We start from the raw sequence: 15,279 nt of genomic DNA on the forward strand, positions 1-15,279 counted from the left end.
GCGCCTCACTTCGTCCAAAGCATCAGGTGCTCCACCACCGGCCCCAGGGCCAGCGCGGGCACGTAGTTGAGCAAGCCCACCAGCAGCACCGTGCCCACCAGCAGGCCGACGAACAGCGGCCCGTGCGTGGGCAGGCTGCCGGTGGTGGCCTCGGCGCGCGGCTTGGCGGCAAGGGAACCCGCCAGGGCCAGCACCGGCAGGATCACGCCGAAGCGGCCCAGCGCCATGGCGATGGCCAGCAGCACGTTGTAGAAGGGGGTGTTGGCCGACAGGCCCGCGAAGGCGCTGCCGTTGTTGTTGGCGGCCGAACTCAGCGCGTACAGCACCTCGGTGAAGCCGTGCGGCCCCGCGTCCTGGATGCCGGCGCGCCCGGCCTCGCTCATCAGCGCCACGGCCGTGCCCAACAGCACCAGCAGCGGCGTGACCAGGATGGCCGCCGACACCATCTGCATCTCGAAGGGCTCGATCTTCTTGCCCAGGTAGGCCGGTGTGCGCCCGATCATCAGGCCGGCCACGAAGACCGCCAGCAGCGCGAACACCAGCATGCCGTACAGGCCCGAGCCCACGCCGCCGAACACCACCTCGCCCAGCTGCATCAGCGCCGTGGGCACCAGGCCGCCCAGCGGGGTGAAGCTGTCGTGCATGGCGTTCACCGCGCCGCAGCTGGCGGCGGTGGTGACCACCGCGAACAGCGAGCTGGCGGCGATGCCGAAGCGCACCTCCTTGCCCTCCATGTTGCCGCCCGACTGCAGCGCGCTGGCGGCCTGGTCGGCGCCGAGCGCGGCCAGGGCCGGGTTGCCCTGCTGCTCGAAGCGGGCGGCGGCGATCGCGGCGAGCACGAAGATCAGCGCCATGGCGCCGAGCACGGCCCAGCCCTGGCGCCGGTCGCCCACCACGCGGCCAAAGGTGAAGCACAGGCCCGCCGGGATGGCGAAGATCGCCAGCATTTGCAGCGCGTTGCTCCACTCGCTGGGGTTCTCGAACGGGTGGGCCGAGTTGGCGTTGAAAAAGCCGCCACCGTTGGTGCCCAGCATCTTGATGGCGAGCTGCGAGGCCGTGGGGCCCATGGCCAGCGTCTGCTCGCCCAGGCCCGGCTGCAGGGGCGTGAGCGTGAGATAGGGCGAGAGGTTCTGGATCACGCCCGTGGCCACGAAGGCCAGCGCCAGCGCGGTGGCGATCGGCAGCAGCACCCACAGGGTGGCGCGCGACAGGTCCACCCACACGTTGCCGACCGCGCGCGCCGAGTGCCGGGCGAAGCCCCGCATCAGCGCCATCGCCACCACCAGGCCCGTGGCCGCCGACAGGAAGTTCTGCACCGTCAGCGCGAGCATCTGGGTCAGGTAGCTCATGGTGGTCTCGCCGCCATAGCCCTGCCAGTTGGTGTTGGTGACGAAGCTGACGGCGGTGTTGAAGGCGGAATCCACCGCCACCGCGTCAAAGCCTTGCGGGTTCAGCGGCAGCGCGCCCTGCAGCCGCTGCAGCGCGAACACAGCGAGAAAGCCCAGCGCGTTGAACAGCAGCAGGCCGCGCGCGTAGGGCCACCAGCCGGTTTCGGCCTCGGGCCGGATGCCCAGCAGGCGCCACAGCGGCGCCTCCAGGCGCTGGCCCAGGGTGAAGCGGCCCTCCATGACCGTGTGCATCCAGCGGCCCAGTGGCCAGGCCAGGGCGAGCAGGGCCGCGAGGAAGAGCGCGAGCAGGCTCCAGGCGGCGCTCATGAGAAATCCTCCGGTCGCGCGAGCACGGCGACGAGGTAGGCAAACAGCCCGGCCGCCAACAGGGCGGCGAGCGTCACGAAGTCCATGGGAACTCCCGAAGTGAAGACCTCGGTGAGCGTAGGCAGGGGCCCGTCAAGGCGGGCGAAAGACTTCGGGTGTGGGCGTCAAGAACGCATCAAGACGCCCGCCGGGCGCTCAGATCCAGCGCCGTGTGCGCGCGCGGTAGCGCTGGTAGTCCTCACCGAACTTGAGGGCCAGCGCGCGCTCTTCCGGCGCGATCTGGAAGCGCGTGACGTAGGCGGCGAAGAACAGCGGGCCCAGCCACATCGGCGCGGCGTCGAGCCGGATGGCGTAGGCCACCAGCAGCATCAGCAGGCTCAGGTACAGCGGGTTGCGAGAGACGCGGTAGACGCCGCCCGTGACCAGGCTCGTGGCCTTCGCCGGCTGCAGCGGGTTGAGGGTGGTGCGGGCCCACCAGAGCCCCGCCACCGCCGCCAGCGCCAGGGCGGCGCTGAGCTGAGACAGGCCCACGCCCAGCTGCATGCGCAGCACGCTCGGGTCGATGGCGACGCCGGCCGCGCGCGCCGACCACTTCATGGCCGCGCCCACCAGGGCGGCGATGACGGGGGCGGGGAGCTTGGTCTCCAGGCACTGCACGGGCGGCATTCTGCCCCTTCGGCGCGGCGGCGGGGGGCGATGGTCTAGTCCCGGAACAAAGGCGTCGCGGCGATTCACCCAAGCGCACCTCCTCCGCCTCTTGTCGCTGCATGACCGCCCTGAACACCCTCGACGACGCCGCCCGGCTGCTGGCGCGGGCGGGCGAGCGCCTGCAGGAGCACCTGCGTTTCGCCGCCATCGAGCCGCACCGCTGGTACGTGCTGTTCAAGGACGGCGGGGCCTATGAGCTGGAGTGGTCAGACGACTGGGGCTGGCTGGTCTTGACCGCCGAACTGGGTCACCCGCCGCCCGAGGGCGAGCGCATCGCCCTGAACCTGGCGCTGTCCTACAACGCCTTGTGGCGCCAGCTGGGCAAGCTGCGCATGGCGCGCGACGGCGAAGACGGTGAGCTGCTGCTGATCGGCGAAGTGGGCCCCGAGGACGCGGATGTCGAGGGGTTTTGCGCGGCGCTGATTCATTTTGAAAGCTTGCGGCGCCATTGGATGGAAACCTTCGAGCGGGTGGGCCGTGAACCGGCCCACCCGCCCAGCCTGCCCAGCCAATGGCTGGAGCGCATTTGATTTCTGGTCTGTTTTGAACCAAGGGTGGTGATCCATGGGACTCAAATTTCCCGGCACGGTGAGCAAGAAGGACAAATTCCTGACGACGCAGGATGTTGGCCGTATGGCCAAGTTCGCCAATGACTTGCAAACCAGCTCGGACCCACGGGCGGCCCCCTTCAAGAAGAAGGGAATCCAACTGCTCGAGCACAAGGGCTCCGTGTACATCGTGCCGGCCAAGCCCGGCAGCAAAAGTGCCGCGCGACGGCATGAGAAGGCCTTGCTCTATTTCGCCGACCACTTTGGCAGCCAGGCCAATCAACGCACATATGGCCGCTATGGCAAGGACGGCAAGAACAGCAACGCCATACGAGCGCAGGAGCAGCTTCTGGCTCAGAGGAACAAGGGCAGTCTCACGCTGGATGAGTTGTGCGACGCACTGACGCCGGTGTCGAACGCGCAGCGCTGCGCCAATGCCCGCCAGGTGTCTGAGGTCGTCGTGGAGGAGGCCCGGCGCCTGGGTCACGAGAGCCGCGCGGCCGCGCCAGACCTCGACGTGCGGGTGGCCGGTGACTGGTTCGCTTCGGAGAGGCAGAGCGAGGAGCGCAAGCTGACGGACGAGTGGATCGGTCTGTTCCAGGACCTTTGTAAGGAACCATCGACGCGTCCCACGAAAGAGCGTAGGTTCCTGGACAAGCGGTTCGAAGAGACACATCGCTTTGTGTCCTGCGTCTGGAGAACGATGGGGGTCGAACCTCACCGGGACAACGACATCACGCTGGACACGCTGGGCCACCAACTGCTGGTGGCACCAGAGCAGCGCATTCTCGAGTTGAAGTCCACCATCGAATATCTGCACAAGATGGCATGCGCCAATGACCAGCAGGAAGTCCATCGGCAAAAGCAGCTGATTCTCTTCAGCGCGGAATTGATGCGCACCGTCCGGGAGGCCGTGAGGCAGCGCGCGCTGGTCGGCAACTGGCTGGCCAATGAGCTGGCGCCAAGCCTGCCTGGGAGGATGGGGCAATCGGCGGCGGCCGCGGGCGTGAATGCGGTGAAGCTGGCCGCTCGCGATATGGAGCCCGACAGCCCATTCATGTCGGCCTATGAATGGGCCGCGCAGAACCTGCGAACGGCGCTCAATGAGCGGACCGCCCGCCAGACGAAGGCGCAATACGACGCCGTGCTGCCTCAAGTGCTCGGCCTGGTGAGCACGGATTTGACGACCGGAGACCTCGGGCCGGCCCTGCCGCGGGTCACCGCCGACGCATCGGGTAAGGCGGCTGCCGCCTGTGACCAAGCCCTAGATAGAGCCGATGTGGCGACGCAGCGCGTCGAGGCCTGGATGTGGTTGCCGGCGCAGGCCCCGAATGCAGATCTGGCGGAGCAACTGGGCAACGGCTTGCAAGACGCCTGGGCGAACTTCGCCGATGACCATGGCTTGTCGTCGGACTATGTTTTCCGTGGGCTCTTCAATGACCTTCCCGATCAACTGAATCGGCTCTCGCAGAAGCTGGATGGTCTCCGCACCGCCTATGAGGCCACGCCAACGGCTTCGCTCAATGAGCAAATCGTGCTGTGCAGCGAAGAGACGATGCGGCAGGCCTCCGTTTATGTGGGCGGTGTGGCCGCGATCGGCCACTTCCTGGTGAATGCGGCGCTGGACCCGCGCTGGCCGCGGCAGTGGCGCAACGATTGCATGGCCTGTGGCACCGCCTTGGTACAGCTGGCGCAAACCTTGGTGGCGCCCGCCAGCCATCTCATGCAGATCTACAACGGGGCACGCAACGCTTTCCTGACTGGAAGGAAGGGCAGCACCAGGCTGCCTCCCGAACGCCAGTACCTGGGGGCCGCCAACCGACGACCCGCCAAGGCCCAGAAAGTCGAAGGCGATGCGCAGCAGCGGCCCACGCCCTTGGCGCGGCGCGCCTCCATGGCCAGCCTCAGCCGCCTCGAGGCTGAGGCTGACGCCCTGCTGCAGAAGCCGGACGCAAGCCCGGCGCTGTGGAGGCCGCGTGCGGATTCGGCGCCGTCCGGCGGTGGGCGCGCTCTGCCCAGAAAACCCCGGCCACAGGTCCGGGCCAAGCGCATGGACGACCTGGTGGAGTCTCTCAAGTCGGTGGCGTCGCCTGGCGATGCCACCGAGGCCGAGCACGCCTCGCAGACCAGGCAGGCTCGTGGGCGCGTGCGCCCGGACCTTCCACCACTCGATGGGAAGGTGGACTATGGCGGGCTGATCAACATGAGCGATGAGGAATTCGATCGCTTCATCAGCGAGCCCGAGACGCCGCCGGCGAGCGCGGACCACGGCTCGCAGCCCACGCCGGGCACCCCCAGGCCTTTGGAGGGCCGCGCCTTGGCAGACCGGCGCCGAAGGGGGGCGTCGGCACGCCCCGGGGCCTCCGGCGCGGCACCGGCGTTCGAGCTGCCCACGGCCCCGCTGAATTCCCGCCGTTACCGCAGCCCGACACCGGAGACCAGCAAGGCGGAACTGGACCGGTACCTGCTGGAGAGGGATAGGCCGCAAGATGGCGCACCCGTGCCGCGGTTGGGTGTCGATGGTGTGCTGCAGGACCCGACGACGAGGAAAGACGTGGAGACGCGGGTGTCCCAGTCCGTGCCGGTCGGCGCCGCCGTGGTGCCTCCTGTGGCCAAGAGCTTGGAGGACAGGGAGCAAGCGCTGGCGGCCGATCCTTTTGGCGAGTGGGATGAAGTGCTCAGGGATTTGGCCAATGCCGCACGGACGCCGAGCGACCTGAGCGACGCGGAGCGCAAGCTGCAGGCCAAGTGGGACAAGCAGGACGCTGATCTCAAGTTCCGCTTGGCTGCGCAGGACCGCGCCGCGGGCATCAAGCCGAAGAAAAAAGGCCTGTTCGGTCTTTGGTGAGATCCCGCGCTGGCCCCGGCCTCAGCGCCGCCCGGCCCCCAGCTTGCGGTAAATCGTCGCCCGGCTGATGCCCAGGGCCCGCGCGGCCTCCTGCACGTTGCCGCGCGCGTCGTCCACCGCCTTGCGGATGGCGGCGGTTTCCAGGTCTTTCAGGGGCACGGCCTGGGCCACGGCGGCGCTGCGCGCGGCGGGGCGGTCCAGCTGGGCCAGCACCTGCAGCCGCAGGCCCGACCACAGCGGCAGTTCCAGCGCGCCGCCGTGCGCGGCGGCGGTGTCGAACAGCGATTCGACCGGCGCCGCGAAATGCAGGCTGGCGTGCCCGGCCGGCGCGCCGGGTGCCACGCCCAGCATGTCGGCCGCGGGCCGGTTCAGGCCGGTGATGTGGCCGTCCGCGTCCAGGCCGATCAGGCCGTCGCTGTCGTCACCCAGCACGCGGCCCGGCCAGTTCAGGCGCAGCAGCAGGTGGTGCGGGCGCGCCAGCGTCAGCGCGTTCTCGATGCTGCGCGCCGACTGCGAGACCAGGTGCTTGAGCGCGGGCTGCTCGGCCACGTTCACGCCGGTCAGGTCCAGCATGCCCACGCACTGGCCGTCCGGGTCCCAGATGGGCGCGCCGGCGCAGCTGTAGACGCTGGTGGCGTCGAAGAAGTGCTCGCCCCGGTGCAGCCACACGGGCTGCAGGTCGGTCAGCGCCATGCCGATGGCGGTGGTGCCCACGGCGCGCTCCGACAGGTCCACGCCCACGCGCGCGATGCGGCCCACGCTGGGCTCGTGCCGGTCCACGGGGCCGTTGACGTCGATCACCACGCCCTGCGCGTCGGTGAGGATGGCGAAGTAGCGCGTGTGGGCCATGGCGCGCGCCAGCGAGCGGATGACGGGCGCGGCGGCCCGCAGCAGCGGCTGGCTGGCGTCCAGCGCGTGGCGCACCTGCGCGCTGCTCACGGGGTCGAAGGCGACCTCGCGCCGCGGCTCCAGGCCCAGCTGCAGGCAGCGCCGCCAGGAGCGCGCCACCCAGGGCGCCAGGCGCGGGCCGGCGTCGGGGTCGCGCGCGTCCAGCACGGCGCGGCGCGCCTGGGCGATCACGGCCAGGCGGTCGGCGGGGGAGGCGGCGGGGCCGGTGGGCATGGGGTGCATTGAATCAGCCCGCCGCGCGTCGATCAACCGTTGTCCATGCCGCAGCGCGGCAAAGCCTCGGCGGTGGGCAGCGCCACGGTCCAGCCGGTGGCCTGCGCCAGGCGGGGCAGGTCCTCGGGCGTGTCCAGGTCGCGGATGTGCGCCTCGTCCGATGTGTTCCACAACGCGACAGCCTCGGGCTGGCGCTGGCGCCAGGCGCGCAGGCCGCCGCTCTGGTTGCGCAGCAGGGCGCAGGCCAGGCCGTCGAGCACCGCCGGATGGCCGGGCTGGCCGTTCACCATCGGCACCAGGGCGTGGCGGCCGCGCTCGCGCTGGTCGAAGGCGTCCAGGGCCGCCTGGATCTGCGGCGCGCCCAGCAGCGGCTGGTCGCCCAGCAGCACCAGCAGCCGGCTGGGCATGGACGTGAGGCTGCGCAGGCCCACGCGCAGCGAATCGGCGGGCTCCTCGCCGGGCTCGGGGTTGCGCAGCAGCACGGGCCGGCGCTCGGGCGCCAGGGCGCTCACGTGCGCGGCGATGGGCTCGGCGTGGTGGCCCACGATCAGGCGCACGTCGTGCACGTCGGCCTCGGCCAGCGCGTCCAGCAGGCGCTGCAGCAGGGTCTGGCCGTTCACGCGGACCAGGCACTTGGGCACGCCGCCCAGCCGGCGGCCCGCCCCGGCCGCCAGCACCAGCGCGGTGGTGTCGCTCCAGGGCTTCATAGCGAAACCTCCGCGCCGCACGCCGCGGTGCGAGCGCCTTCGGGCGGCCGTGCGCCGCTCACGGGTCTTCGCGCATGAAGCAGACCATGGACGGGGCGTTCGGCGCCACGTCCAGCTGGTCCTTGGCCGGGCCCACGGCCAGGTCGCGCGGCAGCGGCACGCCGTTCTTCACGGCCAGCACCTCGGCCATCACGCTCACCGCGATCTCGGCCGGCGTCTTGCTGCCGATGTAGATGCCGATGGGCCCGCGCAGCCGGGCCAGGCTGTCCTCGGTCTGCTCGAAGTGCTCGATCAGGCGCGCGTGGCGCGCCATCTGGTTGCGCCGCGAGCCGATGGCGCCGATGTAGAAGGCCTCGGTCTCCAGGGCCTCCAGCAGCGCCAGGTCGTCCAGCTTGGGGTCGTGGGTGAGGGCGACGATGGCGGTGCGCCGGTCGGCGCGGAAGGCGCGAACCACGTCGTCGGGCATGTCGGTGGTGAGCGTCACGCCGGCCACCTGCCAGCCGCCGCGGTATTCCTCGCGCGGGTCGCAGACGGTGACGGAGAAGCCACTGAACAGGGCCATGGTGGCCAGGTACTCGGTGAGCTGGCCAGCGCCGATCATGAGCAGGCGGTACTCGGGGCCGAAGGCGTTGTGCAGCCAGCCGCCGTGCTCGCGCAGGGCCTCGGGCTGCTCGATGTCGGTGAGTGTCACGCGGCCGCTGGCGATCTCGGTGCTGCGCTGGACCATGCGGCCCGCGCTCAGGCGCTGCACCAGATCGCCCAGCGTGGCCGCGTCGGGGTTGAACTCCAGCAGCAGCTCCAGGGTGCCGCCGCAGGGCAGGCCGAAGCGGTGGGCTTCGTCGGCGCTCACGCCGTACTTGGTTTTCTGGGGCGGGCCGTCGGCCAGGGCGTCGCGGAAGCGGTGGATCAGGTCGTCCTCGATGCAGCCGCCCGAGACCGAGCCGACCACGGCGCCGCCCTCGCACAGGGCCATGATGGAGCCCACCGGGCGCGGCGAACTGCCCCAGGTGCGGGTGACGGTGGCCAGCAGGGTGGCCTTGCCCGCGCGCCGCCAGTCCAGCAGCGTGCGCAGCACGAAGAGATCGAGATTTTCCATGGCGGTCGGTTCACCCCCAGGCGGCGGTGAAGAAAACGATGAGGCCGATGACGAAGGTGATGGCGAAGGCCAGCGCCGGCCAGGCCCAGCCGGGCCAGGGGCCGGATGGGCCGGCGACCACCGCCGGCACCGGCGCGGCGGCGGCGCGGGCGGCCGCCGCCTCGGGGTGGCGGCGCAGCAATTCTTCCTCGAAGCGGCGGAAGAAGTCGTCGGCCATGGATTTGGCCGCACCGTCGATCAGGCGTTGGCCCAGCTGGGCGATCTTGCCGCCCACGGTGGACTTGACGGTGTAGGTGAGCTCGCTGCCGCCCGGCGCGGGGTCCAGCGTCACCGTGGACTCGCCCTTGCCGAAGCCGGCCACGCCGCCCTGGGCCTCGAAGCCGAGCTTGTAGCTGCGCGGCGGCACGATCTCGCTGAGCTGCACGCGACCGGTGAACTTGGCCGACACCGGGCCGATCTTGATGCCCGCGCCCACGGCGTAGGCGTCGTCGCCCAGGGGCTCGAACTTGTCGCAGCCGGGCACGCAGGCCTTGAGCACGGCCGGGTCGTTGAGGGCGTCCCAGGCCTGCACCTGGTTGACGGGGAGGAGGCGGCTGCCTTGCATGTCCATGGTGGGTCTCCGGTGCGTGTGCGTGGGATTCAGCGGGTTTTCAACAGTTCGGCCAGGGCGCTCGCCAGCTGATGCAGGTGTTCCAGGTTGTGCACGGCCAGCATGCCGTGCGCGTGGCGGTGCAGCACGCTGGCGCCCTGCGCCAGGGGCTGGTAGCCAGCGTAACGCAGCAGCGGGTTGAGCCAGAAAACCTGGCGGCAGTGGCGGCGCAGCCAGTGCAGCTCGGCGTCGAGCTGTTCGGGCGCGCCGGTGTCCAGCCCGTCGCTGATGAGCAGCACCACCGTGCGCCGCCCCACCAGGCAGCGCGCGTGCCGCTCGCGCAGCTCGGCCAGCGAGGCGCCCAGCCGCGTGCCACCCGCGAAATCGGCGATGGCCGCGTTGGCGAGCGCCAACATCGCGTCGGCGTCGGCCTGCCTCCAGGCGGCGCGCAGGTCGCTCAGGCGGGTGCCGAAGGCGAAGGCCGAACGCGGCACGCCGCGCGTGGCCTGGTGCAGGAAGGCCAGCAGCAGGCGCGCGTAGCGCTCCATGGAGCCCGACACGTCCACCAGCACCAGCAGCGGCAGCGGCTGGCGGCGCCGTTCGCGGCGCGGCGGGGCGAGCAGCTCGCCCTCGTGCCGGCGCGCCTGCTGCAGGGCGCGGCCCCAGTGGATGCGGTGGCCGCGCGGGCCGGGCCGCTGGCGCCGGCTCGGCAGCTCGGGCAGGGGCAGGGCGATGTCGCGCGCCAGGGTGTCGACGAGGCGGAACTCGCTGGCCGACAGGCCCGCGAAATCGGCGTGGCGCAGGCGCCGCAGGTCGCTGGCGGTCATGGCGGCGTCCAGGCGCAGCTCGGTCTCCTGGGGGGCGCGCTGCTTGGCGCTGGCGCCGGCCACGGTCAGCGCCTCTTGCGAACGCGCGCTGCGCGCGGGCGGTTGGGCCGACGGGGCCTTGGGCAGCATCTGCGACAGCAGCTGCTTTTCCAGCTCGGGGTTGCGGAAGAAGGCGGCGAAGAGTTCGCCGAAGACCTCGATGTCCTGCGGCCGGCTCACCAGCACCGCGGCCAGCGCGGCCTGCAGGTCGTCGCGCCGCTCCAGGCCCACCAGCTGCGTGGCGCTGATGGCGCCGGCGATGCGCGCGCTGTCCACCGGCACGCCGGCGCGGCGCAGGGCGCGGCCGAAGGCGGTGATCTGGTCCGGCAGCTTGCCGCTGCGTGCATCCCCGAGTTGCATACGGCGCTTGCGCTCAGGCCACGTCCGGTTCCAGCAGCTGGTCGATCATGGGCAGCAGGGCGGCCACGTCCTCGCGCTGCTTGAACAGGATGCCCGCCGTGTCCTGGATCACCTCCGGGTCCAGCACCAGCGTGTCCAGCGCCACCAGGGCCTTGGCCCATTCCACGCTCTCGGCGATGCCGGGCGCGCGCTGGAAGGCGTTGGCGAACGGTTGCGCGCGCAGGCGCTCCACGAAGCGCGCGATCTGTTCGGTGAGCGCGGCGCTGGCCTGCGGCACCTGGCCGCGCACGATGGCGAGTTCGCGCTCGCGGTCCGGGTGGTCCAGCCATTGGTACAGGCAGCGGCGCTTCACCGCGTCGTTGAGGTCGCGCGTGCGGTTGCTGGTGAGCAGGGTGAGCGGCGGCGCCATGGCCGTGATGGTGCCCAGCTCGGGGATGCTCACCTGGTATTCGCCCAGGTACTCCAGCAGGAAGGCCTCGAAGGGTTCGTCGGCGCGGTCCACCTCGTCGATCAGCAGCACCGCGCCGGGCGGCGGCGTCTGCAGGGCCTGCAGCAGCGGGCGGCGGATCAGGTAGCGCTCCTGGTAGACCTCGCGCTCGATCTGCTCGGGCGTGGAGGTGTTCTGCGCCGCGCGCATGTGCAGCAGCTGCGCGGTGTGGTTCCACTCGTACAGGGCCTCGCGCTGCTCCATGCCGTCGTAGCACTGCAGGCGCAGCAGCGGGCGCTGCAGCACGCGCGCCAGGGCCTTGGCCAGCTCGGTCTTGCCGACGCCGGGCTCGCCCTCCAGCAGCAGCGGGCGCTGCAGGCGCATGGCCAGGAACACGGCCGTGGCCAGCGCGCGCGGGGCGTGGTAGCCCACGCCGCGCAGCGCGGCCAGCCAGCCGTCGATGTCGCGCGGTTCGGTGGTGGCGGCAGCGAGTTCGGGCATCAGCCGTTGGCCGCGGCCACCGCGCGCTGGGTCTGCACGCGGATCAGCTGCGCGCGGTACTCGGCGCTGGCGTGCAGGTCGCCATTGAGCTGGCTGGCGTCGATGGCCACGCCCTGCACGGCCTCGGGCGTGAAGCCCTTGCCGAGCGCCGCCTCCAGCCCGGCGTGGCGGAACACGCCGTTGCCCGCGCCGGTGATGGCCACGCGCGCGCCGCCGTCGGTGAGCGCCACGAACACGCCCACCAGTGCGAAGCGCGAGGCCGGCTGGCGGAACTTGGCGTAGGCCGCCTTCTTGGGGATGGGGAAGCGGATCGCGGTGATCAGCTCGCCGCTGTCCAGCGCGGTGCTGTACAGGCCCTGGAAGAAGTCGTCGGCCTTGATCTCGCGCTTGTCGGTGACGATGGTGGCGCCCAGCGCCAGCACCGCGCTGGGGTAGCAGGCGGCCGGGTCGTTGTTGGCCACCGAGCCGCCGATGGTGCCCATGGCGCGCACCTGGCGGTCGCCAATGCCGCCGGCCAGCGCGGCCAGGCCGGGAATGGACGATTTCACGTCGGCGCTGGTGGCCACCTCTTCGTGGCGCGTCATGGCGCCGATGACGAGGCTGTTGCCCTCGCGGCGGATGCCGCGCAGCTCGGCCACGCCACCGAGGTCCACCAGCGCGCCGGGCTGCGCCAGGCGCTGCTTGAGCGAGGCGATCAGCGTCTGGCCACCCGCCAGCGCCTGCGCGCCGCCGCCGGTGAGCCGCTTGGCATCGGCCAGGGTCTTGGGTTGTTCAAGGGTGAAGGCGTACATGGTCTTGTCTCCTTGAAGGGCTTACTGCTTGGCCGACTGGATGGCCTGCCACACGCGCGAAGGCGTGGCGGGCATGTCGATGTCCTTCACGCCCAGCGGCGCCAGGGCGTCGAGCACGGCGTTGATGACCGCCGGCGGCGAGCCGATGGCGCCGGCCTCGCCGCAGCCCTTGGTGCCCAGCGGGTTGGTGGTGCAGGGCGTGCAGACGTGGCCCAGGGTGAAACTGGGCACGTCGTCGGCGCGCGGCATGGCGTAGTCCATGAAGGAGCCGGTGACCAGCTGGCCCGTCTCGCGGTCGTACACGCAGTGCTCCAGCAGCGCCTGGCCGATGCCCTGCACCAGGCCGCCGTGCACCTGGCCCTCCACGATCATGGGGTTGATGATGGTGCCGAAGTCGTCCACCGCGGTGAAGCGGTCCACGCGCGTCTCGCCGGTCTGCGGGTTCACCTCCACCTCGCAGATGTAGGTGCCGCCGGGGAAGGTGAAGTTGGTCGGGTCGTAGAAGGCGGTCTCGTTCAGGCCCGGCTCCAGCTTGTCCAGCGGGTAGTTGTGCGGCACATAGGCCGTGAGCGCCACCTGGCCGAAGGGGATCTTCTTGTCGGTGCCCTTCACGCTGAACTCGCCGTTGGCGAACTCGATGTCGGCGTCGCTCGCTTCCATCAGGTGCGCGGCGATCTTCTTGGCCTTGGCCTCGATCTTGTCCAGCGCGCGCATGATGGCCGCGCCGCCCACCGAGATGGAGCGCGAGCCGTAGGTTCCCATGCCGAAGGGCACGCGGCCGGTGTCGCCGTGCACGATGTCCACCTGCGAGGGATCGATGCCCAGGCGCGAGGCCACCACCTGCGCGAAGGTGGTCTCGTGCCCCTGGCCGTGGCTGTGCGAACCGGTGAACACCGTGACGCTGCCCGTGGGGTGCACGCGCACCTCGCCGCACTCGAACAGGCCGGCGCGCGCGCCCAGGGCGCCCGCCAGGTTGGACGGCGCCAGGCCGCAGGCCTCGATGTAGCTGCTGTAGCCGATGCCGCGCAGCAGGCCCTTGGCCTTGCTGGCCTCGCGGCGCTTCGCGAAGCCGGCCACGTCGGCCAGTTCGGTGGCCTTGTTCATGCACGCGTGGAAATCGCCCGTGTCGTACTGCAGCGCCACCGGCGTCTGGTACGGGAACTGGGTGATGAAGTTGCGCCGGCGGATCTCGTCCTGGCTCAGGTTCATCTCCCAGGCGGCGCGGCTGACGATGCGCTCCAGCAGGTAGGTGGCCTCGGGCCGGCCGGCGCCGCGGTAGGCGTCCACCGGCGAGGTGTTGGTGAACCAGGCGTCCACTTCAACGTAGACCTGCGGCGTGGTGTACTGGCCCGCCAGCAGCGTGGCGTACAGGATGGTGGGCACCGCCGTGGAGAAGGTGGACAGGTAGGCGCCCAGGTTGGCGTCCGTGTGCACACGGAAACCCAGGAACTTGCCGTCCTTGTCCATGGCCATCTCGGCGTGCGTCACGTGGTCGCGGCCGTGCGCGTCGCACAGGAAGGCCTCGGCGCGCTCGCAGGTCCACTTGATGGCGGTGTTGAGCTTCTTCGCCGCCCAGGTCACGGCCACGTCTTCGGCGTAGAGGAAGATCTTGGCGCCGAAGCCGCCGCCCACGTCGGGCGCGATCACGCGCACCTTGTGCTCGGGCAGGCCCAGCACGAAGGCCGTCATCAGCAGCCGCTCCACGTGCGGGTTCTGGTTGGCCACGTAGAGCGTGTACTCGTCGTTGGCGCGGTTGTAGGCGCCAATGGCCGCGCGCGGCTCGATGGGGTTGGGCGCGAGGCGGTTGTTGACCAGGTCGATCTTGGTCACGTGCGCCGCGTTCGCGAAGGTGGCGTCCACCGCCGCCTTGTCGCCGATGGCCCACTTGTAGCAGTGGTTGTCGGGCGCCACCTCGTGCAGCGCCGTGCCTTTGGGCGCGTCGCGCACGTCCACCACGGCGGGCAGGGGCTCGTAGTCCACCTCCACCAGCTCGGCGGCGTTCTTGGCGTTCTCCACCGTGTCGGCCACCACGATGGCCACGTGGTCGCCCACGTAGCGCACCTTGCCCTGGGCCAGGAAGGGGTGCGGCGGCTCCTTCATGGGCTGGCCGTCGGTGCTGGTGATGAGCCAGCCGCAGGGCAGGCCGGCCACCTTGTCGTTGGCCACGTCCTGCCCGTCGAAGATGCCCACCACGCCCGGCGCGGCCAGCGCGGCGGTCTTGTTGATGGAGCGGATGGCGGCGTGCGCGTGCGGCGAGCGCACGAACACCGCGTGCTTCATGCCTTGCAGCTGGATGTCGTCGGTGTACTGGCCGGCGCCGGTGAGGAAGCGGTAGTCCTCCTTGCGGCGCAGCGGCTCACCGATGTGAGGGAGTTTGGCGAAATCGATGGCACCCATGGTCGTTCTCCTTGTGTGCGATCACTTCATGGCCGCAGCGCCTTGCTGCACGGCCTTGACGATGTTGTGGTACCCCGTGCAGCGGCACAGGTTGCCTTCCAGCTGCTCGCGGATCTGCGCCTCATTGGCGCCGGGGTGGCGCTGGCACAGGTCCACCGCGCTCATCACCATGCCCGGCGTGCAGAAGCCGCACTGCAGGCCGTGGCACTCCTTGAATGCGGCCTGCATGGGGTGCATGGTCCCGTCGGCGGCGGCCATGCCCTCGATGGTGGTCACCTCGCGCCCGGCCACCTGGGCCAGCAGCACATTGCACGACTTGATGGCCTTGCCGTCCAGGTGCACGGTGCAGGCCCCGCACTGGGCCGTGTCGCAGCCGACGTGCGTGCCGGTGAGGCGCAGGTGTTCACGAAGGGCGTGCACCAACAGCGTGTTGGGCGCCGCGTCCACGGTCACGGCGCGGCCGTTGACCTTGAGTTCTACGGGCATGGTTGTCTCCTGGGTTCGTGGGGAAGCCGGGGACAGTGGAGCACTCGGGGTCGGCAGGGGAGGGGTGGGTTAACCCTTGGAGGCGGGCGGCGTCAGGATTTGTTCTCAAATTGAGACG

14 protein-coding genes are annotated in these 15,279 nt (G+C 70.6%); 2 read left to right on the forward strand and 12 right to left on the reverse strand.

Translation table 11 applies throughout. From position 1 onward, the window contains the following. Positions 1-5 precede the first annotated feature (5 nt). The 3 genes from kdpA to SOM08_RS07825 all read right to left on the reverse strand — a co-directional run bounded on the left by kdpA (position 6) and on the right by SOM08_RS07825 (position 2,381). Positions 6-1,715, reverse strand: a complete 1,710-nt coding sequence (gene kdpA, locus SOM08_RS07815) for a potassium-transporting ATPase subunit KdpA (protein WP_322470448.1) — start codon at positions 1,713-1,715, stop codon at positions 6-8. Beyond that, complete coding sequence (kdpF, locus tag SOM08_RS07820) at positions 1,712-1,801, reverse strand: K(+)-transporting ATPase subunit F (protein ID WP_116960534.1); 90 nt, start codon at positions 1,799-1,801, stop codon at positions 1,712-1,714. Before kdpF ends, kdpA begins: the two co-directional genes overlap by 4 nt. Positions 1,802-1,910: 109 nt before the next feature. Then, positions 1,911-2,381 (reverse strand): methyltransferase family protein, encoded by a 471-nt coding sequence (locus tag SOM08_RS07825; RefSeq protein WP_116960533.1) that lies wholly within the window; start codon positions 2,379-2,381, stop codon positions 1,911-1,913. Between the two features lie 101 nt (positions 2,382-2,482). On the opposite strand from SOM08_RS07825, the gene SOM08_RS07830 reads away from it, so the two are divergent. Continuing rightward, a complete protein-coding gene (locus tag SOM08_RS07830; protein ID WP_322470449.1) occupies positions 2,483-2,953 on the forward strand; it encodes a CesT family type III secretion system chaperone in 471 nt (156 codons plus the stop codon). Between the two features lie 34 nt (positions 2,954-2,987). Beyond that, positions 2,988-5,819: a hypothetical protein gene (locus SOM08_RS07835; protein WP_322470450.1), complete on the forward strand. Its 2,832-nt coding sequence runs from the start codon at positions 2,988-2,990 to the stop codon at positions 5,817-5,819. Positions 5,820-5,840: 21 nt separating this feature from the next. Here the strand turns inward: SOM08_RS07835 and SOM08_RS07840 are convergent, their stop codons facing one another. From SOM08_RS07840 to SOM08_RS07880, 9 genes are read right to left on the reverse strand one after another with little or no spacing between them, the layout of a single operon-like run. Then, positions 5,841-6,950: a helix-turn-helix domain-containing protein gene (locus tag SOM08_RS07840; RefSeq protein WP_116960530.1), complete on the reverse strand. Its 1,110-nt coding sequence runs from the start codon at positions 6,948-6,950 to the stop codon at positions 5,841-5,843. A gap of 23 nt (positions 6,951-6,973) precedes the next feature. Next, entirely contained in the window at positions 6,974-7,648 is a 675-nt protein-coding gene (locus tag SOM08_RS07845) for a nucleotidyltransferase family protein (protein ID WP_322470451.1), read from the reverse strand. Positions 7,649-7,706: 58 nt separating this feature from the next. After that, on the reverse strand, positions 7,707-8,744 hold the full coding sequence (locus SOM08_RS07850) for an XdhC family protein (RefSeq protein ID WP_116960528.1): 1,038 nt from the start codon (positions 8,742-8,744) through the stop codon (positions 7,707-7,709). Positions 8,745-8,754: 10 nt separating this feature from the next. Continuing rightward, a complete protein-coding gene (locus SOM08_RS07855; RefSeq protein WP_116960527.1) occupies positions 8,755-9,354 on the reverse strand; it encodes a CoxG family protein in 600 nt (199 codons plus the stop codon). A gap of 29 nt (positions 9,355-9,383) precedes the next feature. Further along, positions 9,384-10,559 carry a vWA domain-containing protein gene (locus SOM08_RS07860; protein WP_322470452.1) on the reverse strand — a complete coding sequence of 392 codons (1,176 nt, stop codon included), beginning with the start codon at positions 10,557-10,559 and terminating at the stop codon, positions 9,384-9,386. Between the two features lie 13 nt (positions 10,560-10,572). Continuing rightward, a complete protein-coding gene (locus tag SOM08_RS07865) occupies positions 10,573-11,487 on the reverse strand; it encodes a MoxR family ATPase (RefSeq protein WP_322470453.1) in 915 nt (304 codons plus the stop codon). Next, positions 11,487-12,278, reverse strand: coding sequence for a xanthine dehydrogenase family protein subunit M (locus tag SOM08_RS07870; protein ID WP_322470454.1), 792 nt, complete (start codon positions 12,276-12,278; stop codon positions 11,487-11,489). The genes SOM08_RS07865 and SOM08_RS07870 overlap by 1 nt, the downstream gene beginning before the upstream one ends. A 21-nt stretch (positions 12,279-12,299) precedes the next feature. Beyond that, the gene (locus SOM08_RS07875; protein WP_116960523.1) at positions 12,300-14,675 is read right to left on the reverse strand and encodes a xanthine dehydrogenase family protein molybdopterin-binding subunit; all 2,376 of its coding nucleotides are present in this window, start codon (positions 14,673-14,675) and stop codon (positions 12,300-12,302) included. 21 nt (positions 14,676-14,696) lie between these two features. After that, positions 14,697-15,161, reverse strand: a complete 465-nt coding sequence (locus SOM08_RS07880; protein WP_116960522.1) for a (2Fe-2S)-binding protein — start codon at positions 15,159-15,161, stop codon at positions 14,697-14,699. Positions 15,162-15,279 lie beyond the last annotated feature (118 nt).

Source organism: Hydrogenophaga sp. SNF1 (assembly GCF_034421675.1).
GTDB classification, from domain to species: Bacteria; Pseudomonadota; Gammaproteobacteria; order Burkholderiales; family Burkholderiaceae_C; genus Hydrogenophaga; species Hydrogenophaga borbori.

Coding starts and splice junctions, on each gene's coding strand:
- SOM08_RS07875 (WP_116960523.1), bottom strand. CDS start 14,675: ATGGGTGCCATCGATTTCGCCAAACTCCCTCACATCGGTGAGCCGCTG.
- SOM08_RS07870 (WP_322470454.1), bottom strand. CDS start 12,278: ATGTACGCCTTCACCCTTGAACAACCCAAGACCCTGGCCGATGCCAAG.
- SOM08_RS07840 (WP_116960530.1), bottom strand. CDS start 6,950: ATGCACCCCATGCCCACCGGCCCCGCCGCCTCCCCCGCCGACCGCCTG.
- SOM08_RS07880 (WP_116960522.1), bottom strand. CDS start 15,161: ATGCCCGTAGAACTCAAGGTCAACGGCCGCGCCGTGACCGTGGACGCG.
- kdpA (WP_322470448.1), bottom strand. CDS start 1,715: ATGAGCGCCGCCTGGAGCCTGCTCGCGCTCTTCCTCGCGGCCCTGCTC.
- SOM08_RS07825 (WP_116960533.1), bottom strand. CDS start 2,381: ATGCCGCCCGTGCAGTGCCTGGAGACCAAGCTCCCCGCCCCCGTCATC.
- SOM08_RS07855 (WP_116960527.1), bottom strand. CDS start 9,354: ATGGACATGCAAGGCAGCCGCCTCCTCCCCGTCAACCAGGTGCAGGCC.
- kdpF (WP_116960534.1), bottom strand. CDS start 1,801: ATGGACTTCGTGACGCTCGCCGCCCTGTTGGCGGCCGGGCTGTTTGCC.
- SOM08_RS07830 (WP_322470449.1), top strand. CDS start 2,483: ATGACCGCCCTGAACACCCTCGACGACGCCGCCCGGCTGCTGGCGCGG.
- SOM08_RS07865 (WP_322470453.1), bottom strand. CDS start 11,487: ATGCCCGAACTCGCTGCCGCCACCACCGAACCGCGCGACATCGACGGC.
- SOM08_RS07835 (WP_322470450.1), top strand. CDS start 2,988: ATGGGACTCAAATTTCCCGGCACGGTGAGCAAGAAGGACAAATTCCTG.
- SOM08_RS07845 (WP_322470451.1), bottom strand. CDS start 7,648: ATGAAGCCCTGGAGCGACACCACCGCGCTGGTGCTGGCGGCCGGGGCG.
- SOM08_RS07850 (WP_116960528.1), bottom strand. CDS start 8,744: ATGGAAAATCTCGATCTCTTCGTGCTGCGCACGCTGCTGGACTGGCGG.
- SOM08_RS07860 (WP_322470452.1), bottom strand. CDS start 10,559: ATGCAACTCGGGGATGCACGCAGCGGCAAGCTGCCGGACCAGATCACC.